The organism is Neobacillus sp. PS3-12 (genome assembly GCF_030915385.1).
Taxonomy (GTDB): domain Bacteria; phylum Bacillota; class Bacilli; order Bacillales; family Cytobacillaceae; genus JAEVLT01.
Map to the genome: position 1 here is coordinate 3,754,064 of NZ_CP133268.1, position 21,296 is coordinate 3,775,359.

Below are 21,296 nucleotides of genomic sequence, written 5' to 3' on the forward strand. Positions count from 1 at the left end.
GATGCTGTTTATTGATAACAAGGGCATAACAGATCCTCAAATTAACTTAGCTATTGAGGAATACGCCCTAAAAAATCTAGATATTAATGAAACCTATCTTTTGTTTTACATAAATGAGCCTTCCATCATCATCGGAAGAAACCAAAATACTATTGAAGAAATAAATACAGGGTATGTAGAAAAAAATGGAATCCGTGTTGTCCGTCGTCTTTCTGGAGGCGGTGCTGTCTATCACGACCTTGGAAATTTGAACTTTAGCTTTATTACTAAGGATGATGGAGAAAGCTTTCATAATTTCCGTAAATTCACGGAACCGGTGACTGCTGCGCTTAAAAAACTGGGGGTTAATGCCGAATTAAGCGGCAGGAATGATATTGAAGTTGAAGGCCGAAAAATCTCTGGCAATGCCCAATTTTCAACTGGCGGCCGAATGTTTAGCCATGGTACTCTGCTACTGAACTCTGAAATGGAGAATGTTGTATCTGCATTAAAGGTAAAAAAAGATAAAATTGAATCAAAAGGAATTAAGTCTGTTCGCAGTCGGGTTGCGAATATATCAGAATTTTTATCAGAGCAAATGACCATTGAAGAATTTCGCTCATTGTTATTAAAAAGTATTTTTGAGGGTCAAGATGACATCCCTGAATATCTGCTTACAGATGAAGACTGGGAGAAAATCAATGAGCTTTCAAAGGAACGTTATCAGAATTGGGAATGGAATTACGGGAAATCACCTAAATTTAATTTACAGCATTCGCACCGTTTTCCTGTAGGACAAATCGACGTGCGGCTGGAGGTTAATAAAGGGATCATTGAAAATTGCAAAATATATGGGGACTTCTTTGGTGTTGGGGATGTAAGTGATATTGAAAACACACTCCGGTCTGTCCGCTATGAAAGAAACGAATTGCAAAAAGCATTAGCCGATGTGGATACAACACATTATTTTGGAAAAGTTACCAATGAAGAATTTCTTGATCTAATCTATTGAAACATTTAAAGGCACTGCTGATTGATCAGCGTGCCTTTTTTATGTTGCACGAAGGACAGGATGTCCTAGTCAGGCAAGTGCAACTACGCCTCTGTCATCGCCCTTAGGGGCTCGCCAACCCACGAGTTTTCTTTATATGGTACGGTGTTTTAGGTGCGGCGGTTGTATTTATTACCGCTTTTTAAAGGCAAATGTTATGATTGTTGTATAAAGTTCTATTGTAGTATTGGCTGCTCTTTACTCCTACATATTTTACGTCGGCTTATTACCGGCTTTTTTTATTTCTTGTTCTAAACAGAGGCATTTTAACTAAACTAAATATAGAGACCTTGTACAAAAAGGGGGACAACTTATGGCTAGAAAAATAGGTGTATATGCAGTTTTAGCCTATGTATTATATGGATTATTTTTTTATTGGTATTTATTCTATTTTGCTCATACAAAATTGCCATTTGAATATCAAGGAACACAAGCGGATCCGGCGACCTTTTTGAATGGCAGAGAATTGATGCTGAGTGAGGAATATTCCAAAATAAAAAACTTATTATTTTTCTTATCTACACCTTTTGAATGGCTTTTTTACTTATTCATTCTACTATTTGGCCTCTCGAAAGCTTTTAAACGCTGGGCAGAAAGTTCATCGAAATATAAGATATTGCAAATCGCTATTTATGTGATTTGGCTTTCCTTTTTTGCTTTTATCGCAACCTTTCCACTGAACTATATTAGTTATTCGTTATCAAAGATGTACCATATTTCCACGCAAACTTTTCCCTCCTGGATGAAGGATGAGCTTATTGATTTTTGGGTGAATTATGGAACAATGCTGATTATTGTCCCCATTTTATATTGGGTGATGAAAAAAAGTAAAAAACGTTGGTGGTTGTATGCATGGCTCTTGTCTATCCCATTTACCATCTTCATGATGTTTTTGCAGCCGGTAGTCATCGACCCTTTATATAATGATTTTTATCCATTAAAAAACAAGGAACTTGAAACGAAAATACTTACAATGGCCAACAAAGCACATATTCCAGCAAACCATGTTTATGAAGTGAATATGGCTGAAAAAACAAACGCGATGAATGCCTACGTAACAGGGATTGGTTCAAATGCAAGGATTGTTTTATGGGACACCACCCTGGACCGGCTGTCTGATAATCAAATTTTATTTATAATGGCCCATGAAATGTGCCATTATGTTGAGAAGCATATTTATTTTGGAATTGCGGGATATTTGCTGTTATCGTTGATTGGTTTATATTTAACCTATCGAATCATGAACTGGGCCGTAAAGCGATGGGGCAGGGAATTAAAGATATCAGATGTCAGGGATATCCGCTCACTTCCCTTGTTTTTATTAATTATTTCCGTTCTTTTGTTTGCTTCAAGTCCTTTAACAAACCTTGCTTCACGTTACGAAGAATCCAGGGCAGACCGTTATGCGATTAATATGACAAAAGATCCGACAGATGCCATAGGTTCTTTTCAGAAGCTTACTCGTTCTGGGCTTAGTCAGGTAAATCCACCGCTTTTGGTTAAAATCTTTCGCTATGACCACCCAACCATGCTTGAGCGAATTGCCATGCTTGAAGAATACGAAGTAAAACATCGGAATTAAAGAAGATGACAAAGGCCAGGAGCTCTTTAGTGCGCCTGGCCTTTGCTGTAGTTTTATTACCCAAATCGTTTGGTAAGTTCGATGAATTTTTCAGATAAAAGCATAAATGTTTCTTTATCCTTATTATCAATGGCATTGTCAATTTTTTTAACTAATTTTTCTTTTTCAGAGTTTAGTTGAATTTCTACCAGAAGCATCTCGATGTACAGGTTTTGAATAAAATTCTCTTTCGCCTGACTGCGGTTCATCGCACTGATTTTCATTAATTCCGTGTAGGATTTATCCTTCAAGAAAATCACCTCTGTGGCTTTTTAATATTATATGGAGCTTTCTTAATAAAATCAATAAATATTTAAATATTCTGAAAAAAATAAAGTTGGTATAATTTTATGAATAATTTCGCAACAATTTTAACCAATCAATTAATTAAATCTTAAAAATGATATGATGAAAAAAATGTAATAAAGGAGATGAAATAAATGAAGGAAAGACAGATAGAAGAGTATGAGGTTAATCCATATACAATGTTTATTAAACCAGTTGTATATGGAAGTAAGGTGTATTCAGAAATATATGAATTGGAAGATAAATATCTATATCCTTTTAAGCCCCTTGATATCATTAAAAAGAGTTGTGAGTATTTTTCCAGCAGCTTTGAAGGCAGAAAGGACGGTACAAAACAGTTGATCGGGATCACACACAAGGTACCAATTGTTATTGACCCGACTAATTTCATTTATTTTTTCCCAACTACATCGCCCACACGTTCTGAGTGCACTTGGTTTTCCCATGAACATGTTTGGGATTATCGCAGAGTGGACTCCCGCCAAACTATGGTTATTTTTCGAAATAAACAATCTTTTAATTTTCCAATCTCATTTTCTTCTTTTCAAAACCAAATGTTAAGAACTGCTGATTTAAGAATGAAACTTATGCAGCGAACAGGTCAGACTGAGAGACAATCCTTTTATATCATGAACAGGGCAAAAGTGGTAGAAGCTTCAGAGTCAATGCGGCAATATGGCTTTGAAAATTCATTTGGGCCTCATCAAAGCTAGTAATTACCTATTTTAGGCGGGACGGATGTTTTTGGGAAAAATAAATTCCCATTAATTCTTGAACTTTGTTTCGAATTCTTGGATTAAAGTAATTATGATGCTCTTCATAACCTTTGTATAAAAACATATACATTGTAAAAGCATCGTCCCGATTCGTTTCTAATACTTTCAGGTTATTTATTTTCAGATATTGTTTCACTTCAGCTAATTCCCTCTGAATGGTTTTGATTGTATCCTCAATTAATTCTTCGTATGGTTTCTTTAATTTAAATGGACTGTTTTTTACTACGGATAAATCACGATTTAAGACAATTAAAAGCATTGGCAGGTAAATAGCTTTTTCCATGATATTGCGGTCTTCCTCTGGAATCTTTGTCACCTTCTGGACAGCTCCTTTCTTCCATAACCTTTAGGGAACGTACGTTTGCTTTTATCATACGAAAAAGAAAGATAAAATGCAACTGCCTCTAACAAATTGTATTATCCTCGTTAAAATAATGGACAAAAGCCGCAAAACTTAAATGTGTTAGCGGTTTTTTGTTGCAAAAATTAGGGCATGTATGAGAAAGTTTTTTTATAGAAGTGAAATGTAGGGGAAAACTAATTTTTAATAGTAAAATCAGAATACCTTGAAATACAAATATTCTTGTTGAATGGATGGATTGCGGTATGAGACACGAACGGAAACAAAAAAAGAAAAAGAAGAAATGGTTAGCAGTTCTGCTTACTTTGCTCTTGCTTGTTTTCGCAACGATTGCTTACGCCTACTTCCAGTATGAGGAAGGAGTGTCCCAATCAATAAAGAAGGTAGAAAAAAAATCTCAAGTGGTCTACAACTTTGAGGGCAAAAAAGATGTGTACGGAGACACCAATATTTTATTATTGGGCAGTGACTCAAGGGAGAAAGATTATCAAAATTCACGCTCTGATACCATTATGGTTGCTTCTTATAACGAGACTAACCAAACGTTTAAACTAACATCGATTATGCGGGATTGCTATGTGCCGATTCCCGGACATGGAAAACACAAAATCAATTCTGCCTTTGCCTATGGAGGCCCTGAACTCATGCGGCAAACACTGAAACAAAACTTTGGAATGGATCTGCAGTACTATGCGATTGTTGATTTCCAGGGATTTGTTCAGTTAATTGATGAAGCCTTTCCAAATGGTGTCGAAGTAAATGTCGAAAAAAAAATGTCTGCATATGTTGATACCCCGTTACAGCCAGGACTGCAGAGATTAAATGGCCAGCAAATGCTTAGTTATGTTCGATTTCGCCATGACGCAGTCGGAGATTTTGGAAGGGTAGAACGGCAGCAAAAGGCGCTAAAATTAATAGGGGAACAATTAATTGGATTTGAAACGATTCCGAAACTTCCTAAGTTAATAGGGGTGGTAAAACCTTATATTAATACGAATATGAACACAACTGATATGTTATTCATGGCGAAGGATTTTTTGACAAAAAGTAAAGGGAATGTAGCAACTATGAGAATACCTGTTGATAACAGTTTTACCGAGCCGAAGATAAAAGGGGAGGGGGATGTGCTAGCAATCGATCTTGAGAAAAATAAACAGGCATTCAATCAATTTATGGCGCAGTAAAAAAAGGGGGCGAGTCCCCCTGAACATCATTCCTTAGTGACAAAACATTTACGATCGGTAATTGTATCTATTAATATTTTCGTTCTATGGTATTTTGGTAGGAGAATCGAAGTAAGATTGAATAAGAGTTTGGAAAACGTCCATAATGAAGAAATAGATAGAAGCAGCGGTTAGAAAATGGGAGGAGTTTCTTGTGAGGAATGAATGGAAAAAGGAAGGTCTCGAGTGGGTTAAAGCAATAGGAATTGGTATTATTATTTTTGCGTTTATTCGAACGTTTTTCTTTTCAAATTACGTAGTTGAAGGACAATCAATGATGCCCACTTTGCAAGAGGGAAATAAATTAGTTGTCAACAAAATTGGTTACCAGGTTAGCGATCTCCAGCGTTTTGATGTCATCGTTTTTCATGCAAATAAAAAAGAGGATTATGTGAAACGAATCATAGGTATGCCTGGCGATAAAATTGCTTACCAAAACGATCAGCTATATATAAATGGTAAAAAGGTCCCGGAAACTTTCTTAGATGTTTACAAGAAAAAGAATCCCAATGCAAAGTTTACTGCTGACTTTACGTTAGAGGAGTTAACTGGTAAAAGTACTGTTCCAAGCGGGATGTTATTTGTCCTTGGCGATAATCGTCCAGGAAGCTGGGATAGCCGCTATTTTGGTTTTGTCTCTACTAAAGAGGTCGTAGGCAAAGTAGATTTAAGATACTGGCCATTAAATGAAGTGAATGTCCATTTTTGAAAATACAAAAGGAGCACAACCAAACTGTGCTCCTTTTGTATTATCATTGGAAATTAAGAATGGTGACAAACGTTTGTGCCCCTTTTGTGATAGAATAGGAGGTAAAGAATCTGATAGGAATTAGGAGAGTGAGGTTTAAACTATGTCGTTACGAATGGTAATAGGACGATCGGGCAGCGGGAAAACTTCGATGTTTCTTGAGGAAATCTCAAAGATGCTTGCAGAAAATCCCGAAGGTTCACCAATTATTTATATTGTTCCCGAACAGATGACATTCTTATCGGAATATCGGCTTTCAACAGACCCGGCTCTCGGAGGGATGATTCGTGCACAGGTATATAGTTTTTCCCGATTAGCATGGAGAATTTTACAAGAAACTGGCGGAATTAGCCGTTATCATATAAGCAGTGTTGGCATTAGTATGCTTATTCGCAAAATTATTGAAGAGCAAAAAGAACAGTTGAGGCTATTCCAAAAAGCAGCAGATAAAAGTGGTTTTATTCAGCAGGTTGAACAAATGATGGTTGAATTTAAGCGCTATTGTATTAGTCCAGAGGAATTAACTCAAGAAGGTTTAATGGTTGTAAGTTCAAAAGCACTGCAAGATAAGCTGCATGATTTAGAAATGATCTATAAAAACTTTGAAGAAGCTTTATTAGGTAAGTACATTGATTCGGAGGATTATTTTCGCCTTTTGGCCGAAAAAGCATCTTCCTCAAAATATCTAAAAGATGCCGAAATCTATATAGATGGTTTTTATAGCTTTACGCCTCAGGAATATCGAGTCATCTCCGAATTGTTAAAGAATTGCAGACGGGTAACCATCTCTTTCACAACAGAAAAACTATTTTCTAATTCAGCTCCTGATGAACTTGATTTGTTTCGCTTATCAGGCGGGGCTTGCTATGCCATTCACGAATTAGCACTAAATGAAGGGATTCAGATTGAGGCCCCTATTCATTTAAAAGAAACAAAAAAATGGACTAATGAGCCATCTTTAGAACATTTAGAAGCAAAATTTGATACTCTCCCCGCTGTTCCTTTTTGGGGACAATCTGCGGTTCATATTGGTCAGGCTGTAAACCGAAGAGCAGAGGTAGAAGGAATTGCAAGAGAGATTTTTGAATTAGTCAGGAAAAAAGGGTACCGCTATCGTGATATTGCGGTATTAATCCGTAACGGCAGGGACTATCATGAAATCGTCGAACCAGTTTTTACTGACTATGCTATTCCTTATTTTATTGACCAAAAACGAACGATGCTTAATCACCCGTTGATTGAATTTATTCGATCCAGCCTTGAGGTTGTTACTGGCTATTGGCGGTATGAACCGATTTTTCGCGCGGTCAAGACAGATTTATTATTCCCGCTTCAGGAAGACCCCGTCCGTTTACGCGAAAAGATGGATAAGCTTGAAAACTACGTATTGGCATATGGTATTAAGGGAGAAAAATGGACAAAAAAGGACCGTTGGACATATCGAAGAGTCAGAGGACTGGAAATTGACGAGGCCATTCAAACAGATGCAGAAAAAAAAGTGGAGCAGGAAATCAATGAATTAAGACTTATGATTACGGCACCAATCTCAAGACTTTCACGGCGCTTGAAACGGGCCGATTCAGGGCAAAAGCTTTGTGAAGCTGTCTATCTCTATTTAGAAGAATTGGAAATTCCCGCAAAACTAGAAAAGTGGAAGTTTGAAGCTGAAAAAAATGGAAATCTCGTAAAGGCTAGGGAGCATGACCAAGTTTGGAATGCCGTTATTGATCTTTTAGATCAGTATGTTGAAATCCTTGGAGAAGAAAAAATTGCTGTTAAACAATTCACGACCATTCTGGAGGCCGGGTTTGATTCTTTAAATTTCTCACTCATCCCGCCATCATTGGATCAAGTCATTATTGCAGATCTAGAAAAATCAAGACTCTCAGAAATAAAGGCTGCCTTTGTGATCGGTTTGAATGAAGGGGTTCTTCCTGCAAAAATGTCGGATGATGGAATATTAGCGGATGAAGACCGTGAAGCCTTATTTTTAGCAGGGATGAAAGTAGCACCAGCTAGCCGAACACGTTTGCTTGATGAAAACTTTCTAGCCTATAAGGCATTTACGACAGGTTCAGACATCCTTTATGTGAGCTACCCGCTTGCAAACGATGAAGGCAAAGCATTAATTCCTTCATCTTATATAAAAAGAATCGAGGATCTGTTTCCAAATCATCAAGAGCATTTTTATGAAAACGATCCTGCCGAGTTGTCAGAAATCGAACAACTAAATTTTATTACTAACCCAACTATCACTTTGTCTTATTTGACAAGTCAGCTCCAAATGAAAAAGAGAAACTATCCGGTAAATGATTTTTGGTGGGATGTTTATCATTATTATATAAATGGATCAGTGAAGAAAAAGGCAGAAAAAGTCCTTTCAAGTTTGTTCTACCAGAATCAAACAACGAGGATCACAAAAGAGGTTGCAGATGAATTATATGGTGACTCGATTCAAGCCAGCGTTTCAAGGATGGAACTTTATAATGGCTGTCCGTTTTCCCATTATGCCCGCCATGGTTTAAAGCTTCATGAAAGGCAAATCTTCCGTTTGGAAGCTCCTGATATTGGAGAATTGTTCCATGGTGCACTGAAGCATATCGCCGAAATCGTGAATGAACAAAATATTTCCTGGGCAAATTTGACCAAAGCACAATGTGAGAACCTTGCCAAACAAGCAGTAAACATGTTAGCACCCAAATTACAAAATGAGATTTTATTAAGTTCTGCCAGACACCATTATATTAAACGGAAGCTGGAGCAAATCATAACTAGAGCATCCTATGTCTTAAGTGAACATGCCAAATTAAGCGGTTTTTCACCAATTGAATTGGAACTGGCCTTTGGCCCTAATGGCAAACTGCCACCATTATCTTTTTCCTTGAAAAACGGTAAAAAGATGGAGCTTGTTGGACGGATTGACCGCGTTGACAAAGCGGTCGATGAACAGAATAGTGTCTATTTGCGGGTAGTTGATTATAAATCCAGTGAAAAGGACTTAAACTTAAGCGAGGTATACTTTGGTCTTTCCCTGCAAATGCTGACGTATCTCGATATTATCATGACCTATTCAAATGAGCTGGTTGAGATGGAAGCAACCCCTGCGGGTGTCCTTTATTTTCATGTACACAATCCAATGATAAATTCTTCGAAGATCCTGACGCTCGAACAGCTTGAAAGCGAACTGCTGAAAAAGTTTAAGATGAAGGGATTAATGCTGAGTGACCAAAATGTCATTAGACTAATGGATCAATCCCTTGAATCAGGTAATTCGCATATTGTTGCTGCCGGTATCAAACAGGATGGCACATTAATGAAGAACTCAAAAGTAGCAAGCATGAATGAATTTGAGGATTTACGCCAGTATGTAAGGGAGCTCTATGTAAAGACAGGCAATGAAATTATCGATGGGAATGTTGAAATTGCTCCATATAAATTAAAAGATAAAACCCCATGTAAATTCTGTGCCTATAAAGCGGTTTGCCACTTTGATGAGGCCATTGAAAATAATCATTACCGAATTCTTAAACCAGAGTCAAACGAAACCGTTTTTGAGTTAATTAGAAAGGACGGGCAGGAAAATGGATAATCTGCTTAATATTCCTCCAAAGCCGCAAGATTCAACTTGGACGGAAGATCAATGGAAGGCAATTATGGCGAAGGATCGAAACATCCTTGTAGCCGCTGCTGCAGGCTCAGGGAAAACAGCCGTGCTTGTCGAACGGATCATTCAGAAAATCCTTTCTCCTGATGATCCAGTCAATGTCGATGAATTATTAGTCGTAACTTTTACAAGTGCTTCTGCCGCAGAAATGCGTCATCGAATTGGCGAAGCTTTAGAAGCTGCAATCATTCATAATCCGAAATCCAGAAACCTAAGGACACAGCTCAGTCTATTAAATAAAGCATCTATTTCGACACTTCATTCCTTTTGCATGGAGGTAATCCGAAAATACTATTATTTAATTGATTTGGACCCGAGTTTTCGGATTGCCGACGAAACAGAAGCACAACTATTACGGGATGAAGTAATTGATGAGTTATTTGAGGATGAGTACGGCAAAGAAGGTAATGAGGCATTTTTTACTCTCGTTGATACCTTTACAAATGATCGAAGTGATGTTGACCTCCAGGAGATTGTCCGTGATATATATGATTTTGCGAGATCTAACCCCTTGCCAAATCAATATTTACAAAAGATTATTTCCATGTATGAGGTGGAGAGTATCACCAAGCTGGAAGAACTTCCATTTATCGAAGCACTGCTTTATGATGTTGAACTCCAACTGGAAGCAGCGAAGGAATTGATTAGGCAGGCACTTGAGATTACGAAGCTTCCAGGAGGGCCTGCTCCAAAGGCAGAAAATTTTGTGGATGATTTAAATGTGATTGATACTCTTATTTTTGCGCAAAAAGATTCTTGGGAAACACTTTATCAAGCAATAAAATCATGGGCATTTGGAAGGGCCAAAACAGTAAAAGGTGACCAATACGATAAGGCTCTTTCAGAAAAAGCGACGAAGCTTCGCGATAAGGCAAAGAAAAAAATTCAAGATCTTCAGGATCAGCTTTTTTCAAGAAAAGCCGGAAAGCTTTTTGCAGGACATGAGCAATATGCTCCCCATCATTCAAACACTAGTAAGTCTGGTTCAATCGTTTTCGGAGCGTTTTGCCGCAAAAAAACAAGAGAAAGGAATTGTAGATTATTCTGATTTGGAGCATTATTGCCTTGAAATTTTAACGAGCGGGACTAGTGAGGAGGGAGAATTATTTCCTTCAGATGCTGCAATCGCTTATCGCAGTCATTTTAAAGAGGTATTTGTTGATGAATACCAAGATACGAATATGGTGCAGGAAACTATTTTAAAGCTAGTTTCAAAGGATGATGGAGAAAATGGCAACCTTTTTATGGTGGGAGATGTAAAACAAAGTATTTATCGTTTCCGACTGGCGGAGCCTAATTTATTTTTAGGGAAATATAATAGCTTTACACATGATGGTTCCTCACCGGGCTTAAGGATTGACCTTGCACGGAATTTCAGAAGCCGTCATGAAGTATTAGATGCGACGAACTTTTTGTTCAAGCAAATAATGGGAGAAAAAGTAGGAGAAATCGAATATGATGAAAGGGCTGAATTAAAGCCTGGTGCATCATATCCTGAAAATGAAGCCTATTCGGTTGAACTGTTGCTGATGGACCTTGAAGAAGGAAATGAGAAGGCCGTTGAAAAAACAGAGGAAGAGTCTCCTGCAGATGAAGAATTTGATCCTGAAGATTTAGAGAAATCACAGCTTGAAGCTAGGATGATGGCAGGGAAAATTAAAGAACTAATCCAGGAGGGCTCGCAGGTATATAATCCAAAAACAAAATCAATGCGTCCTCTAATGTACCGGGATGTTGTGATTCTCCTTCGTTCAATGACATGGGCACCGCAGATCATCGAAGAATTTAAACAGCGCGGTATCCCTGTTTATGCCAATTTATCAACAGGCTATTTTGAAGCAACAGAAGTTTCGATTATGATGTCTTTATTACGGGTTATTGATAACCCTGTGCAGGATATTCCATTAGCTGCGGTATTAAGATCTCCTATTGTTGGCTTAAACGAAACTGAATTAGCGAAAATCCGAATTTATCAAAAAAGCGGAGCATTTTGGGATGCTGTCTCGAAATTTTGTCGGCAGGCGCCCTTGGAAGAAGAAGAAGGATTTTATGAAAAAGTCCGTTCTTTTTATGAGCTGTTAGGAAAGTGGCGGACGATGGCTCGGCAAGGGTCTCTCGCTGATTTAATTTGGCAATTATATCGGGATACACAGTTTTATGATTTTGTCGGCGGTCTCCCTGGAGGAAAACAACGGCAAGCGAACTTAAGGGCTTTGTATGATCGTGCAAGACAATATGAAGAAACATCTTTCCGCGGATTGTTTCGCTTTTTACGTTTTATTGAAAGAATGACAGAAAGGGGCGGTGACCTCGGTGCTGCCCGTGCGTTGGGGGAACAAGAGGATGTAGTTCGCATCATGACTATTCACAGCAGTAAAGGGCTTGAATTTCCGATCGTTTTTATTGCTGGGTTAGCGAAAGACTTTAACATGAAGGATATACGTAAATCCTATATGCTCGATAAAGAATACGGATTTGCGGCAAAGTATGTAAACGTGGAAAAAAGATTTTCATATCCTTCATTGCCTCAGCTTGCTTTTAAACGGAAAAAGAAAATGGAAATGCTTGCAGAAGAAATGAGAATTCTTTATGTTGCTTTAACAAGGGCAAAAGAGAAGCTCTATTTACTTGGATCAGTAAAGGATGCTGCTAAACAGATCGATCAATGGATGGAAGCTGCCTCCAATCATGAATGGCTGTTGAAGGATTATGTAAGAGCTTCTGCAAAAGGTTATCTTGACTGGATTGGGCCTGCGCTTATCCGCCATCGAGATATGCAGGATTTAGTTCAAAAAGTGTCAGACGGCCAGCAAGTTTGGAACGGTATAAGCGAACATCCTTCAAAATGGACGGTCAAGCGACTAACAAGGGAAGATTTAAAGAAACAAAAGATAATAGAAGAATCGGGCGATGATGACTTTTTAAACTTGGTCATGGAAATGAAGGATGTCCCTGTCCAATCTCCATTTGCAGAAGAGGTAAATCAACGCCTGTCCTGGAGATATTTATATTCGGATGCCTCCAGCCATCGCTCCAAACAATCAGTGACAGAGATCAAAAGGCAGCGGGAAGTTTCTGATGAATACAGCGGAACGGAATTGGTCCGAAAATTTAAAAAATCAGTTTTAGCTCGTCCACGATTTATGCAAGAAAAATCATTGTCGCCTGCAGAGCGAGGAACAGCGATGCATTTGGTGATGCAACACGTGGATTTGTCCAAACCGATTAGCACGGAAACGATTAAGGAGCAACTCCAATGGATGATTAATCAGGAGCTCATGACCGAAGAACAAGCACAGGTCACTAACCCGGAACTTATTTTCCAATTTTTTGAGTCACCAATAGGAAGAAGATTGGTCTCATCAAAAAATGTTCAACGTGAAATCCCTTTTACGTTAACATTAGATGCGAAAGAAGTTTATATGGATTGGAAAGAAGAACAGGAGCAGGTATTTGTTCAAGGTGTGATTGACTGTATTTTCGAAGATGAAAGTGGGCTTGTTCTACTTGATTTTAAATCAGATGGAATCAATGATCGTTTTAAAGGTGGATTTGAACAAGCAAGACCAACACTTGAGAAACGTTATAAACTGCAAATTGATTTGTACACAAAAGCTATTGAGAAAATTTGGAAAAGAAAAGTGGACGAAAGGTATTTGTTCTTCTTTGATGGAGCCCACTTCTTAAAATTAGAAAAGGAACATTAACTACTAAAAAGACATAAACCATCACTTGGCTTATGTCTTTTTTAGTTATTTCCCACCGTTGGCTGGTCGATCAGATTTGTATCAACCACATTTGTACCATTTATTCCATTATTTGTGACAATGAAACCGCCAGTATTGAAGCCGCCAGAACCAGCATAGGTCTTCATGCTGCTTTTGGGGGAGATCCAAGCAGTATCACCAAATTGGACGACACCTCCGCCTACATTTATGATTTGTACTGGTCCAATAATCGCAGGCATGACAAACATCCTTTTCTATAAATTCTTTGGGCCATAAGGTAAAGCATGCTTCTCCTATCTGCTTTGCTATCTTTGTCGTGGAAGCAATTGACGGATATGTTTAACTCTTGCTTCCATTGAAATGGTTTGGCTGTTTCCAACATGTAAGACCGCAGATGAAGAAAAACCGATCACATTTACATGATTTACTTTGATGATTGGATTAAGATGATGTGTTTGAGAGCAGAAGTTTTCAGTAATAGGTGTAAATGGGATAGACTCGGAAAATACAGAATATGCTGCAAAGTTTCCCTCATTCCCATAATCCTGCTCCTCCTCCCGCTGTACAGCCAAGGCACGTGATAATCCATTAATAATGCAGGAATCTCCAAGCTGTAGGACTGAAGAATAGGAAGCAACCTTTACATTTATTGTATTTACATAAGAGCTTCGTGATAGCATGATCAGGTCGCTTCCGCTGTTAATGGGACGAATGGACCGATAATCAATGATTCAGGCGGGGTATCAAAGGTTGCAGCGAGCTGAATGGTTTGCGTATCACCAACCATGAGCAGCGAGGCGCTTGCCACCCCAATGACTCGGATCGTGTCAACGCAAATATCTCGGTTATAAACTTCAAATATCATTGCTGGTTCATTCCTTTCATATTTTCAGGTAAGTGTTGAAAAAAGGTGAGCACTCCATTTTGGATTTCTTGTTTAATGGCATGTAAAATATTTTCATGGATGACATTGTCATTTTCCTCAGTTCGATTTTGTGCTGCAGCCGCTTTTAAATGAAAATCAATTCGGCTGGGAAGCTGCTTTTTAATATCCTCTTTGATAAAGGATAAATAAGCATCATTTGGCTGGATATTTAATTTCATTTGTGTTTCTGTGATTATGTTAGGTAAATCTGTTTCTAAATAGTTGTATATGGAATCTTCTATTTCCATTGATCGCTGCATTTGGGCTTTAGGATCAACAGGCATATTCATGCCTGCTTGATTAATGGCTAAATCCTCAATTCCTTGTAAATCAGAAGGATTCAAACCGATATTTAATGTACCTTCAACCGTTTCAATCTTTAATTGATCAAACTTGTACTCGATTGTACCAACATGAATGGGCGGCTTATCTTTTAATTGCTTTAAATCAGCTGCCATTTGTTTTACCAGTTGCTCTAATTGAGCGATCCGTCTTTCTTGTGCTTGCACACATTGCTGCAGCCATTGGATGTATTGGGAATAGTCCTGATACATATCATCCCCCCCGAAAAGGTCCGACTTACCTTACTGGTGCTTGTAACGGAACGGCAGGTGCCAATAGTGGAGGAGTAGTTGGTGGTGTACCAGGTTTAAGGGCTTGAGGAGCTGCTTGGGTAAATCCTCCAGTATTATACAGATGTGCGGTTGGTTTCACGATGCCTGCACTGCCAATTTGTAAGACTGAAGCATTGGTAATTCCTCCGATTTTGATAAAATGGATCTTAATACACTGTTGAATATAAAAATTCATTAAGAATCACCCTTAGGCTTAAGCATTGAGAATGATTCCTTGGTCTAAGGAATCAGGATCATTTGTATTTGTTGAGCTTTGTGTATTTTGCAGGCGCAAACTTTCACCCGTGTTAAATGAACCAGCACCGGAAAAAGTTTTTGCATTAGATAATGGCATCATTTTGTAGACATCACCAATATGAAAAATAGAACTGCTCCCGAGTGTAATCACTTGGGCAACCCCGACAATAGCTGGCATTTTTCTGCACCCTTTTCGTATATGTTATTTCTTATATGGTATGTATAGGCGAATATAATGTGATTCATTCGCCCAAAAAATTAGTGTCACCAAAAATATTCTAACAAGTGGGTTACTTTCAGAAGGGTTAAACATATAAGGAGAAAAATTATGATTCCTCAAAACCGTATATTAGCTTTAGATGTGCTCAGAGGGATTGCTTTATTTGGCATCCTGATGGTTAACATAATGTCCTTTCTATCACCGATTCTGTACATTAATCCATTGCAATGGTGGACATCGACAGGTGATCATCTTACATATTTGATGATCGATCTTTTCTTTCGGTCGAGTTTTTATCCGCTCTTTTCACTTCTATTTGGCTATAGTCTAATGATCTTTCGTGAACGGGCCCTCGCAAAAGAACTGCCCTTTAACAGGCTGATCTTAAGAAGATTTTCCTTTCTATTTATGACCGGCTTTATTCATGTGTTATTTATTTGGCATGGGGATATATTAATGGTTTATGCTGTAATCGGTTTTTTTACGCTGCCATTTTTAAAAATGCCCCCCAAACTTTTGCTCATGTTTGGATGTGTACTATACTTACTTGCAAATAGTTTTTTTGCTATTTTTCTAGCTTTGTCAGGCTTCCTGCACCTTGGAACGAATGAACCTGCTCGAAATTATAAACTAATAAACACCATCGTACACATATATCAACAAGGTACATATAGAGAGATTACCAGACAAAGAGTGCAGGATTGGATGGTCGAGTATAATCCGCAAGCCATTATTTTGCTTTTCTTTACTGTGTTCCCCTTATTTTTAATTGGAGCGGGATTTTCTAAATTAAGATTGCTTGAACGGATCGAAGAGTATGGAAGCAAGTGGAAAAGAGTCTTTGTGTGGACACTTCTTCTTGGTATAATGATTAAATTTCTCCCTTACATTTTTGGAGAAATGAAGGCACTGATCTATATCCAGGATGTTTTTGGAGGATGTTGCCAGGCAATTTCCTATGCATGTTTAGTTGTCGTTTTACTTAAGAAAAAAAGAACAGCTAAGTTTTTTATGATTTTTTCGTTTGCAGGCAAAATGTCACTAACGATTTACCTGCTGCAATCAGGAGTGGCATCCATTCTATTTTATGGCTACGGGCTGCAGTTATTCGCCAGGGTTTCCTTACTTAGCGGAAGTATTTTAGTCTTGGCGATATATGGCGTTCAAGTAGTATTCTGTACTTTCTGGCTCAAGTATTCTTTCAATGGACCAATTGAATGGCTTTGGCGCAGTTTTACTTATTTTAGGTTTCTTAAGTGGAAACGTTAAACTAAAAAACAGGTAAATTTACCTGACTAAAAGCTAAAAATATGAATTTCAGCCTGTTTTTTCATAATTCTTAATAAACGCACATATAATCCTATTGAAAAAATTAAAATGAGTCTAAATACCTATTGTGTTTTAAAATAAAACGGTCCTTTTGATGCATGTTCGAAAGGGAAAAACGTTCTATTATATGGGTAAGAGATCGGTTGGAGTATTAAAACTGAGTCTCGATAAAGGCAAAACTGATGAAAATCAGTGACGCAAAGCTACAGGGGCTAAGGTGCTTTTGCACTATGCCAGCCAGTTACCGAAGGATCAGGGTACTTCACCTAGACGTACGTATGTTTAGTTATGCCCCCCTTTCGGTAAAGGCGGGGTTATTTACGTTGTATGGAGGTGAAACCTGATGAGAGTCGTGAACCTGTCAACTGGGACGGAAGTAGCAAACACGATTGCAACAGCAGAAACTTTTTTCACAAGATTAAAAGGGCTGATGTTTTCAAAAAGTTTGCTTACAGGACACGGCTTGCATATTAAACCCTGCCGATCGATCCATACATTTTTTATGAACTATCCAATTGATGTTCTCTATTTAAGTGAACAGCTGGAAGTAGTGGGCATGGACGTGGAAATGAAGCCTTCAGCAGTTGGAAAGTATCAGCCTAAGGCGTTCTCTGTTTTGGAGCTGCCAGCGGGAACCATTCAGGAAACAAAAACAAGAATCGGCCATTATTTATCGATAAATTGAAAGGGGTTTTTATCATGTTGAAAAAAATTAAAGCTTTGTTTGTAGAAGAAGAAGGACAAGGTATGACAGAGTATGGATTGATTTTAGGATTGGTTGCAGTAGGAGCAATAGCAGCATTAATTCTATTGAGAGACAAAATCAAAGGAATATTCGACAGTATTACTGGCCAACAAATTACTGGATAATATAGTTTTTCTATCAGATGATAAAGAGCTCTGCGACCGTGTGTTGCAGAGCTCTTTTAAAGAAAGGTCATTTTTTTATGTTAGGAGATATGGATATGTTCCTTAATCTATTATTTTTCATTACATTGACGATATCGGTTTATACAGATCTAAAAAGCAGAAAAATATATAATAAGGTCCTTTACCCCGTTCTTCTAATCATACTGATTACCCGCCTCGTTTTAAATGGCACAGATGGACTAGCGGGAGCTATCATTGGTTTTTTCACAGGGATGGGTATTTTGATCGTCCCTTTTTTCCTTGGCGGCATCGGCGCCGGAGATGTGAAACTGCTTGCCTTAGCAGGAGCTTTTAAAGGCTGGGTATTTGCCCTTTATACTGGCATTTATATGGCCATCTTTGGCGGAGTTATTGCGTTATTCATCATCTTATTTGGAAAAGGTTTGATAAAAAAAATAGTGATTTTCCTCCACGGAGCGAAATATATGCAAAACATGTCGTATCTATTTAATAGGAAAACGACCTATCCTTATGGAGTGGCCATTGCAGCTGGTGCCATTTGCGCATTTTTCCTCGAAGGGAGAGTGGTATTTTGGTAAAAAAGTGAAAAAGCTTGCTATGCAGGAGGAGGGTCAATCGCTTGTTGAATTTGCCCTTATTGTTCCCGTCTTTTTACTAATGCTAGTCGGTATGATTAATATTGGTTTCATACTCTATAATTATTTGAGCTTAAACTTGACGGCACAAGAAGCCTCCCGCCTGGCAGGCCTCGGCAAAACAGATGCGGACATTACCCAATTTGTTCAAAATCAATCGACGGTAACTCACCCTTCTGATATTACGATCACCATATCTCCCAATCAAACTTCCCGTGTATCCGGGAGCTATGCGACCGTAACATTGTCTTATCCGATGGCTGACATTACCCCCGTATTTGATCAATTCCTCTCTCCTTACAACCTAAATGCGAAATCAACGATACGTGTAGATTAAAAATGGAGAATAGGAGGATAAAGGTGGGTCTAATAAAAAAAAAGACGGTTACTTTATTGCGAAATGAGCAAGGAAATATAATGGTCCTTTTTGCATTTTCGATGGTATTGATATTTGGTATGGTTGGCCTCGTTGTTGATATCGGTATGGTTTACAAGGAAAAAAGTGATTTGAAAAAAGTTGCAACAACGGCGGTCTTGTCCGGTGCCCAGGAACTCCCAAACGGAGATCCAGCACGTGTACAAAACGTCGTCAACACGATTTTGTTATCTTATCAAGAACAATCGAGTCTGCAAAATATGCAAATCGATATGAACCAGCAAGTTAAGGTTTCACTAAAAAAAGCAGTCCCACTGCTATTTGCCAGAATCTTTGGCTTTGACAGCATAACGGTTCAAGAAAGTGCAACGGCAAAACTTTATCCAATTGGCGGAATCCTTGGGGCTACACCGCTTGGCATTGACCAATCAATAGCCATCACATACGGCCAAACCATGTCACTTAAAGTTGGGGCTGGAGATTCTACGAGCGGAAATTTTGGGATTTTGGCTCTGTCAGGCCCAGGTGCGCGTAATTATGGAGATACATTAAAATATGGATTTGATCAGCCTGTTTCCGTTGGCAAAGTTGTACCAACACAAACAGGAAATATCGCAGGCCCCACGCAAGATGGTGTCAATTATCGTATAAATCAATGCCCAAATCCTAGCGGAGATATGACGGTTCGAAATTGTGCACGCATACTCCCCGTTATTGTATATAAACCAAATATCTCCAGTAACAATACAATTAGTAGCATCACTGTAACCGGTTTTGCTTTTTTTTACTTACTTAATCCGATGAGCTCTACGGATACAACGATTACGGGTAAATTTATCCAGCGTGTGGATATTGGAACATATGGAGCTGCAAGTTTGGACAGTGGAGCCTACATGGCAAGGCTTGTAGAGTAGGAGAATGGAATATGAAAAAAAAGACAATATTTTTGCTCTCGATTATGATGGCTGGATTGGCGACTTTTCTTTTTTATCAATATACGAACCAATTATCAAAGCAAACATCTGGCCAGATGAAATCGGTTGTCGTTGCAGCTGTGCCCATTAAAAAGGATACGCAAATTACAGCCAACATGCTGAAGAAAATAAAAGTACCAGTAAAAAGTGTTTATCCTAATGCAGTCCAGGATGTTGCCGGCATCATGGGTCAATATTCTGCGGACGATATTGCAACAGATGAAGTAATTTTAAAGCATCATCTTCAATCATTGGAGGAAGCCACAACTCTAACTGGGAAAATTAAGGGAGATAATCGTGCTGTTACCCTTCCGGGAGGAAAAATAGAAACAGTAGCCAATATGATTGACCCTGAAGATACGATCGATATTATTTACACCGGGCCTTCACTGGACCCCAACGCTGCTAAACCGGCCGATACGGAAGTTCTACAGGAAAACGTTAGAGTTTTGGCTGTTGGAAGGCGTATGAAAACGACGGATGCATTTGCGGAGTATGATTCAATAACTGTTGAGGTAAAACAGACTGACGCAGTAAAGTTGATAAAGGCTTCAAAAACAGGTGCTCTTAATTTTATCCTGCATAGCAAAAGAAAAACATCAGATACACTAGTGGAGGGTTCATAATGATAGATCCAGGTTTACAGAAGCAAAGCCGGAAAGGAAAAATGGTTGTCATTTGCAGCGCAAAAGGCGGAGTCGGTAAAACAACTTTAGCCGTTAATCTTGCAATTGCTTTGCATAAAAAAAAGCTGCAAATCGCTTTAATGGACGGTGACTTCCAATTCGGAGATGTAAATGTAGCCATGGATATTGAATCTTCTTTTTCCATCAGTGACGTTGCTGAGAGGTTTGAGACACTAGATTCATTTAGTTTAAATAATTACTTGTTTAAACATACAAGTGGTGTACGTATTTTACAAGCCCCTGAAAGGCCGGAATTGGCTGATTTAATAACACCAGAAATTATCAATGAGGTTACAGATTTTATTTTAGAAGACTATCACTATCTTATTGTCGATACCGGGGTTGGTTTGAATGACCAAACACTCGCGTTGATTGAAAAAGCAGATGTGATCCTTCTCATGACAACATTAGAGCTTATTGCTATCAAAAACACAAAACGAATGCTGCAAATTCTTCAAACCCTGGAAATGGATGAAAAGGTTAGCATTGTCTTAAATCGTTCTACAATGGAAAGTATCATTCAAATCGATCAAGTACCGCAAATTTTACAAATGGACCATATCTATTCTATTCCCAATAATTTTCAAGTAGCGTCAAAATCATTAAATCTTGGGATTCCTTTTGTTATCAACCAGCCAAGCTGTGATCTTGCTAAAGCAATCTTTAAAATTGCTCAGCATCTGGATTCCAATGAGCCTATGGCATTACAAAAAAGGCAGACCTTACTGGAAAAGATGCTTTCAGGAAATAGAAAGAAAAGGAGAGAATAACCATGGGACTGTTAGAAAAAATGAAAGAAAAGACTAATGGTTCCCCCGCAGCCTATGGGAAAAGCAACGGTGCACTGCACCAAATAATCACAGAAAAAGAGTCTGTACCATTAGAGGTGGTTTCTGATAAGGCAGTAGTTTCCTTATCAAAACAAATAGAT

General features: G+C 38.4%; 23 protein-coding genes, 1 pseudogene and 1 riboswitch. Of the genes and pseudogenes, 16 read left to right on the forward strand and 8 right to left on the reverse strand.

Annotation, left to right across the window (positions count from 1 at the left end; all coding sequences use genetic code 11):
• Window position 1: 1 nt before the first annotated feature.
• Complete coding sequence (locus RCG17_RS19020; RefSeq protein ID WP_308171660.1) at window positions 2-991, forward strand: lipoate--protein ligase; 990 nt, start codon at window positions 2-4, stop codon at window positions 989-991.
• A 352-nt stretch (window positions 992-1,343) separates the two neighbouring features.
• Window positions 1,344-2,612, forward strand: coding sequence for a M48 family metallopeptidase (locus RCG17_RS19025; protein WP_308171661.1), 1,269 nt, complete (start codon window positions 1,344-1,346; stop codon window positions 2,610-2,612).
• Window positions 2,613-2,668: 56 nt separating this feature from the next.
• Here the strand turns inward: RCG17_RS19025 and RCG17_RS19030 are convergent, their stop codons facing one another.
• A complete protein-coding gene (locus RCG17_RS19030) occupies window positions 2,669-2,911 on the reverse strand; it encodes an IDEAL domain-containing protein (RefSeq protein WP_308171662.1) in 243 nt (80 codons plus the stop codon).
• Between the two features lie 180 nt (window positions 2,912-3,091).
• Here RCG17_RS19030 and RCG17_RS19035 point away from each other — a divergent pair, with 180 nt between their 5' ends.
• On the forward strand, window positions 3,092-3,670 hold the full coding sequence (locus RCG17_RS19035) for a competence protein ComK (RefSeq protein ID WP_308171663.1): 579 nt from the start codon (window positions 3,092-3,094) through the stop codon (window positions 3,668-3,670).
• Window positions 3,671-3,677: 7 nt separating this feature from the next.
• On the opposite strand, the gene RCG17_RS19040 is transcribed toward RCG17_RS19035, so the two are convergent.
• Window positions 3,678-4,049 carry a YhjD family protein gene (locus RCG17_RS19040; RefSeq protein WP_308171664.1) on the reverse strand — a complete coding sequence of 124 codons (372 nt, stop codon included), beginning with the start codon at window positions 4,047-4,049 and terminating at the stop codon, window positions 3,678-3,680.
• Between the two features lie 290 nt (window positions 4,050-4,339).
• On the opposite strand from RCG17_RS19040, the gene RCG17_RS19045 reads away from it, so the two are divergent.
• From RCG17_RS19045 to addA, 5 genes and pseudogenes are all read left to right on the forward strand, one after another.
• Window positions 4,340-5,278 carry an LCP family protein gene (locus tag RCG17_RS19045; protein WP_308171665.1) on the forward strand — a complete coding sequence of 313 codons (939 nt, stop codon included), beginning with the start codon at window positions 4,340-4,342 and terminating at the stop codon, window positions 5,276-5,278.
• A gap of 193 nt (window positions 5,279-5,471) precedes the next feature.
• Window positions 5,472-6,026, forward strand: a complete 555-nt coding sequence (gene lepB / locus RCG17_RS19050; RefSeq protein WP_308171666.1) for a signal peptidase I — start codon at window positions 5,472-5,474, stop codon at window positions 6,024-6,026.
• A gap of 142 nt (window positions 6,027-6,168) precedes the next feature.
• Complete coding sequence (gene addB / locus RCG17_RS19055) at window positions 6,169-9,654, forward strand: helicase-exonuclease AddAB subunit AddB (protein WP_308171667.1); 3,486 nt, start codon at window positions 6,169-6,171, stop codon at window positions 9,652-9,654.
• A gap of 64 nt (window positions 9,655-9,718) precedes the next feature.
• Window positions 9,719-10,138 (forward strand): annotated as a pseudogene (locus tag RCG17_RS19060) (UvrD-helicase domain-containing protein); the annotation flags it as partial.
• Between the two features lie 409 nt (window positions 10,139-10,547).
• A complete protein-coding gene (addA, locus tag RCG17_RS19065) occupies window positions 10,548-13,436 on the forward strand; it encodes a helicase-exonuclease AddAB subunit AddA (RefSeq protein WP_308171668.1) in 2,889 nt (962 codons plus the stop codon).
• Between the two features lie 41 nt (window positions 13,437-13,477).
• On the opposite strand, the gene RCG17_RS19070 is transcribed toward addA, so the two are convergent.
• The 6 genes from RCG17_RS19070 to RCG17_RS19095 all read right to left on the reverse strand — a co-directional run bounded on the left by RCG17_RS19070 (window position 13,478) and on the right by RCG17_RS19095 (window position 15,432).
• Window positions 13,478-13,696, reverse strand: coding sequence for a spore germination protein (locus RCG17_RS19070; protein WP_308171669.1), 219 nt, complete (start codon window positions 13,694-13,696; stop codon window positions 13,478-13,480).
• A 66-nt stretch (window positions 13,697-13,762) separates the two neighbouring features.
• Entirely contained in the window at window positions 13,763-14,137 is a 375-nt protein-coding gene (locus RCG17_RS19075) for a spore germination protein GerPE (protein WP_308171670.1), read from the reverse strand.
• A 2-nt stretch (window positions 14,138-14,139) separates the two neighbouring features.
• The gene (locus tag RCG17_RS19080; protein ID WP_308171671.1) at window positions 14,140-14,322 is read right to left on the reverse strand and encodes a spore gernimation protein GerPD; all 183 of its coding nucleotides are present in this window, start codon (window positions 14,320-14,322) and stop codon (window positions 14,140-14,142) included.
• Window positions 14,319-14,936, reverse strand: a complete 618-nt coding sequence (gerPC, locus tag RCG17_RS19085; protein WP_308171672.1) for a spore germination protein GerPC — start codon at window positions 14,934-14,936, stop codon at window positions 14,319-14,321. Before gerPC ends, RCG17_RS19080 begins: the two co-directional genes overlap by 4 nt.
• Window positions 14,937-14,961: 25 nt before the next feature.
• Complete coding sequence (locus tag RCG17_RS19090) at window positions 14,962-15,192, reverse strand: spore germination protein GerPB (RefSeq protein WP_308171673.1); 231 nt, start codon at window positions 15,190-15,192, stop codon at window positions 14,962-14,964.
• Window positions 15,193-15,210: 18 nt separating this feature from the next.
• Complete coding sequence (locus RCG17_RS19095; RefSeq protein ID WP_308171674.1) at window positions 15,211-15,432, reverse strand: spore germination protein; 222 nt, start codon at window positions 15,430-15,432, stop codon at window positions 15,211-15,213.
• 150 nt (window positions 15,433-15,582) lie between these two features.
• On the opposite strand from RCG17_RS19095, the gene RCG17_RS19100 reads away from it, so the two are divergent.
• From RCG17_RS19100 to RCG17_RS19135, 8 genes are all read left to right on the forward strand, one after another.
• Window positions 15,583-16,743 (forward strand): DUF418 domain-containing protein, encoded by a 1,161-nt coding sequence (locus RCG17_RS19100; protein ID WP_308171675.1) that lies wholly within the window; start codon window positions 15,583-15,585, stop codon window positions 16,741-16,743.
• A gap of 222 nt (window positions 16,744-16,965) precedes the next feature.
• A riboswitch (cyclic di-GMP riboswitch) is annotated at window positions 16,966-17,052 on the forward strand.
• Window positions 17,053-17,146: 94 nt separating this feature from the next.
• Window positions 17,147-17,488 (forward strand): DUF192 domain-containing protein, encoded by a 342-nt coding sequence (locus RCG17_RS19105; protein ID WP_308171676.1) that lies wholly within the window; start codon window positions 17,147-17,149, stop codon window positions 17,486-17,488.
• 14 nt (window positions 17,489-17,502) lie between these two features.
• A complete protein-coding gene (locus tag RCG17_RS19110) occupies window positions 17,503-17,673 on the forward strand; it encodes a Flp family type IVb pilin (RefSeq protein ID WP_308171677.1) in 171 nt (56 codons plus the stop codon).
• A 95-nt stretch (window positions 17,674-17,768) separates the two neighbouring features.
• Window positions 17,769-18,272, forward strand: coding sequence for an A24 family peptidase (locus RCG17_RS19115; protein WP_308171678.1), 504 nt, complete (start codon window positions 17,769-17,771; stop codon window positions 18,270-18,272).
• Between the two features lie 19 nt (window positions 18,273-18,291).
• Complete coding sequence (locus RCG17_RS19120) at window positions 18,292-18,666, forward strand: TadE/TadG family type IV pilus assembly protein (protein WP_308171679.1); 375 nt, start codon at window positions 18,292-18,294, stop codon at window positions 18,664-18,666.
• 23 nt (window positions 18,667-18,689) lie between these two features.
• Window positions 18,690-19,619: a pilus assembly protein TadG-related protein gene (locus RCG17_RS19125; RefSeq protein ID WP_308171680.1), complete on the forward strand. Its 930-nt coding sequence runs from the start codon at window positions 18,690-18,692 to the stop codon at window positions 19,617-19,619.
• 11 nt (window positions 19,620-19,630) lie between these two features.
• The gene (cpaB, locus tag RCG17_RS19130) at window positions 19,631-20,305 is read left to right on the forward strand and encodes a Flp pilus assembly protein CpaB (protein WP_308171681.1); all 675 of its coding nucleotides are present in this window, start codon (window positions 19,631-19,633) and stop codon (window positions 20,303-20,305) included.
• The gene (locus RCG17_RS19135; protein ID WP_308171682.1) at window positions 20,305-21,135 is read left to right on the forward strand and encodes a CpaE/TadZ family protein; all 831 of its coding nucleotides are present in this window, start codon (window positions 20,305-20,307) and stop codon (window positions 21,133-21,135) included. Before cpaB ends, RCG17_RS19135 begins: the two co-directional genes overlap by 1 nt.
• Window positions 21,136-21,296 lie beyond the last annotated feature (161 nt).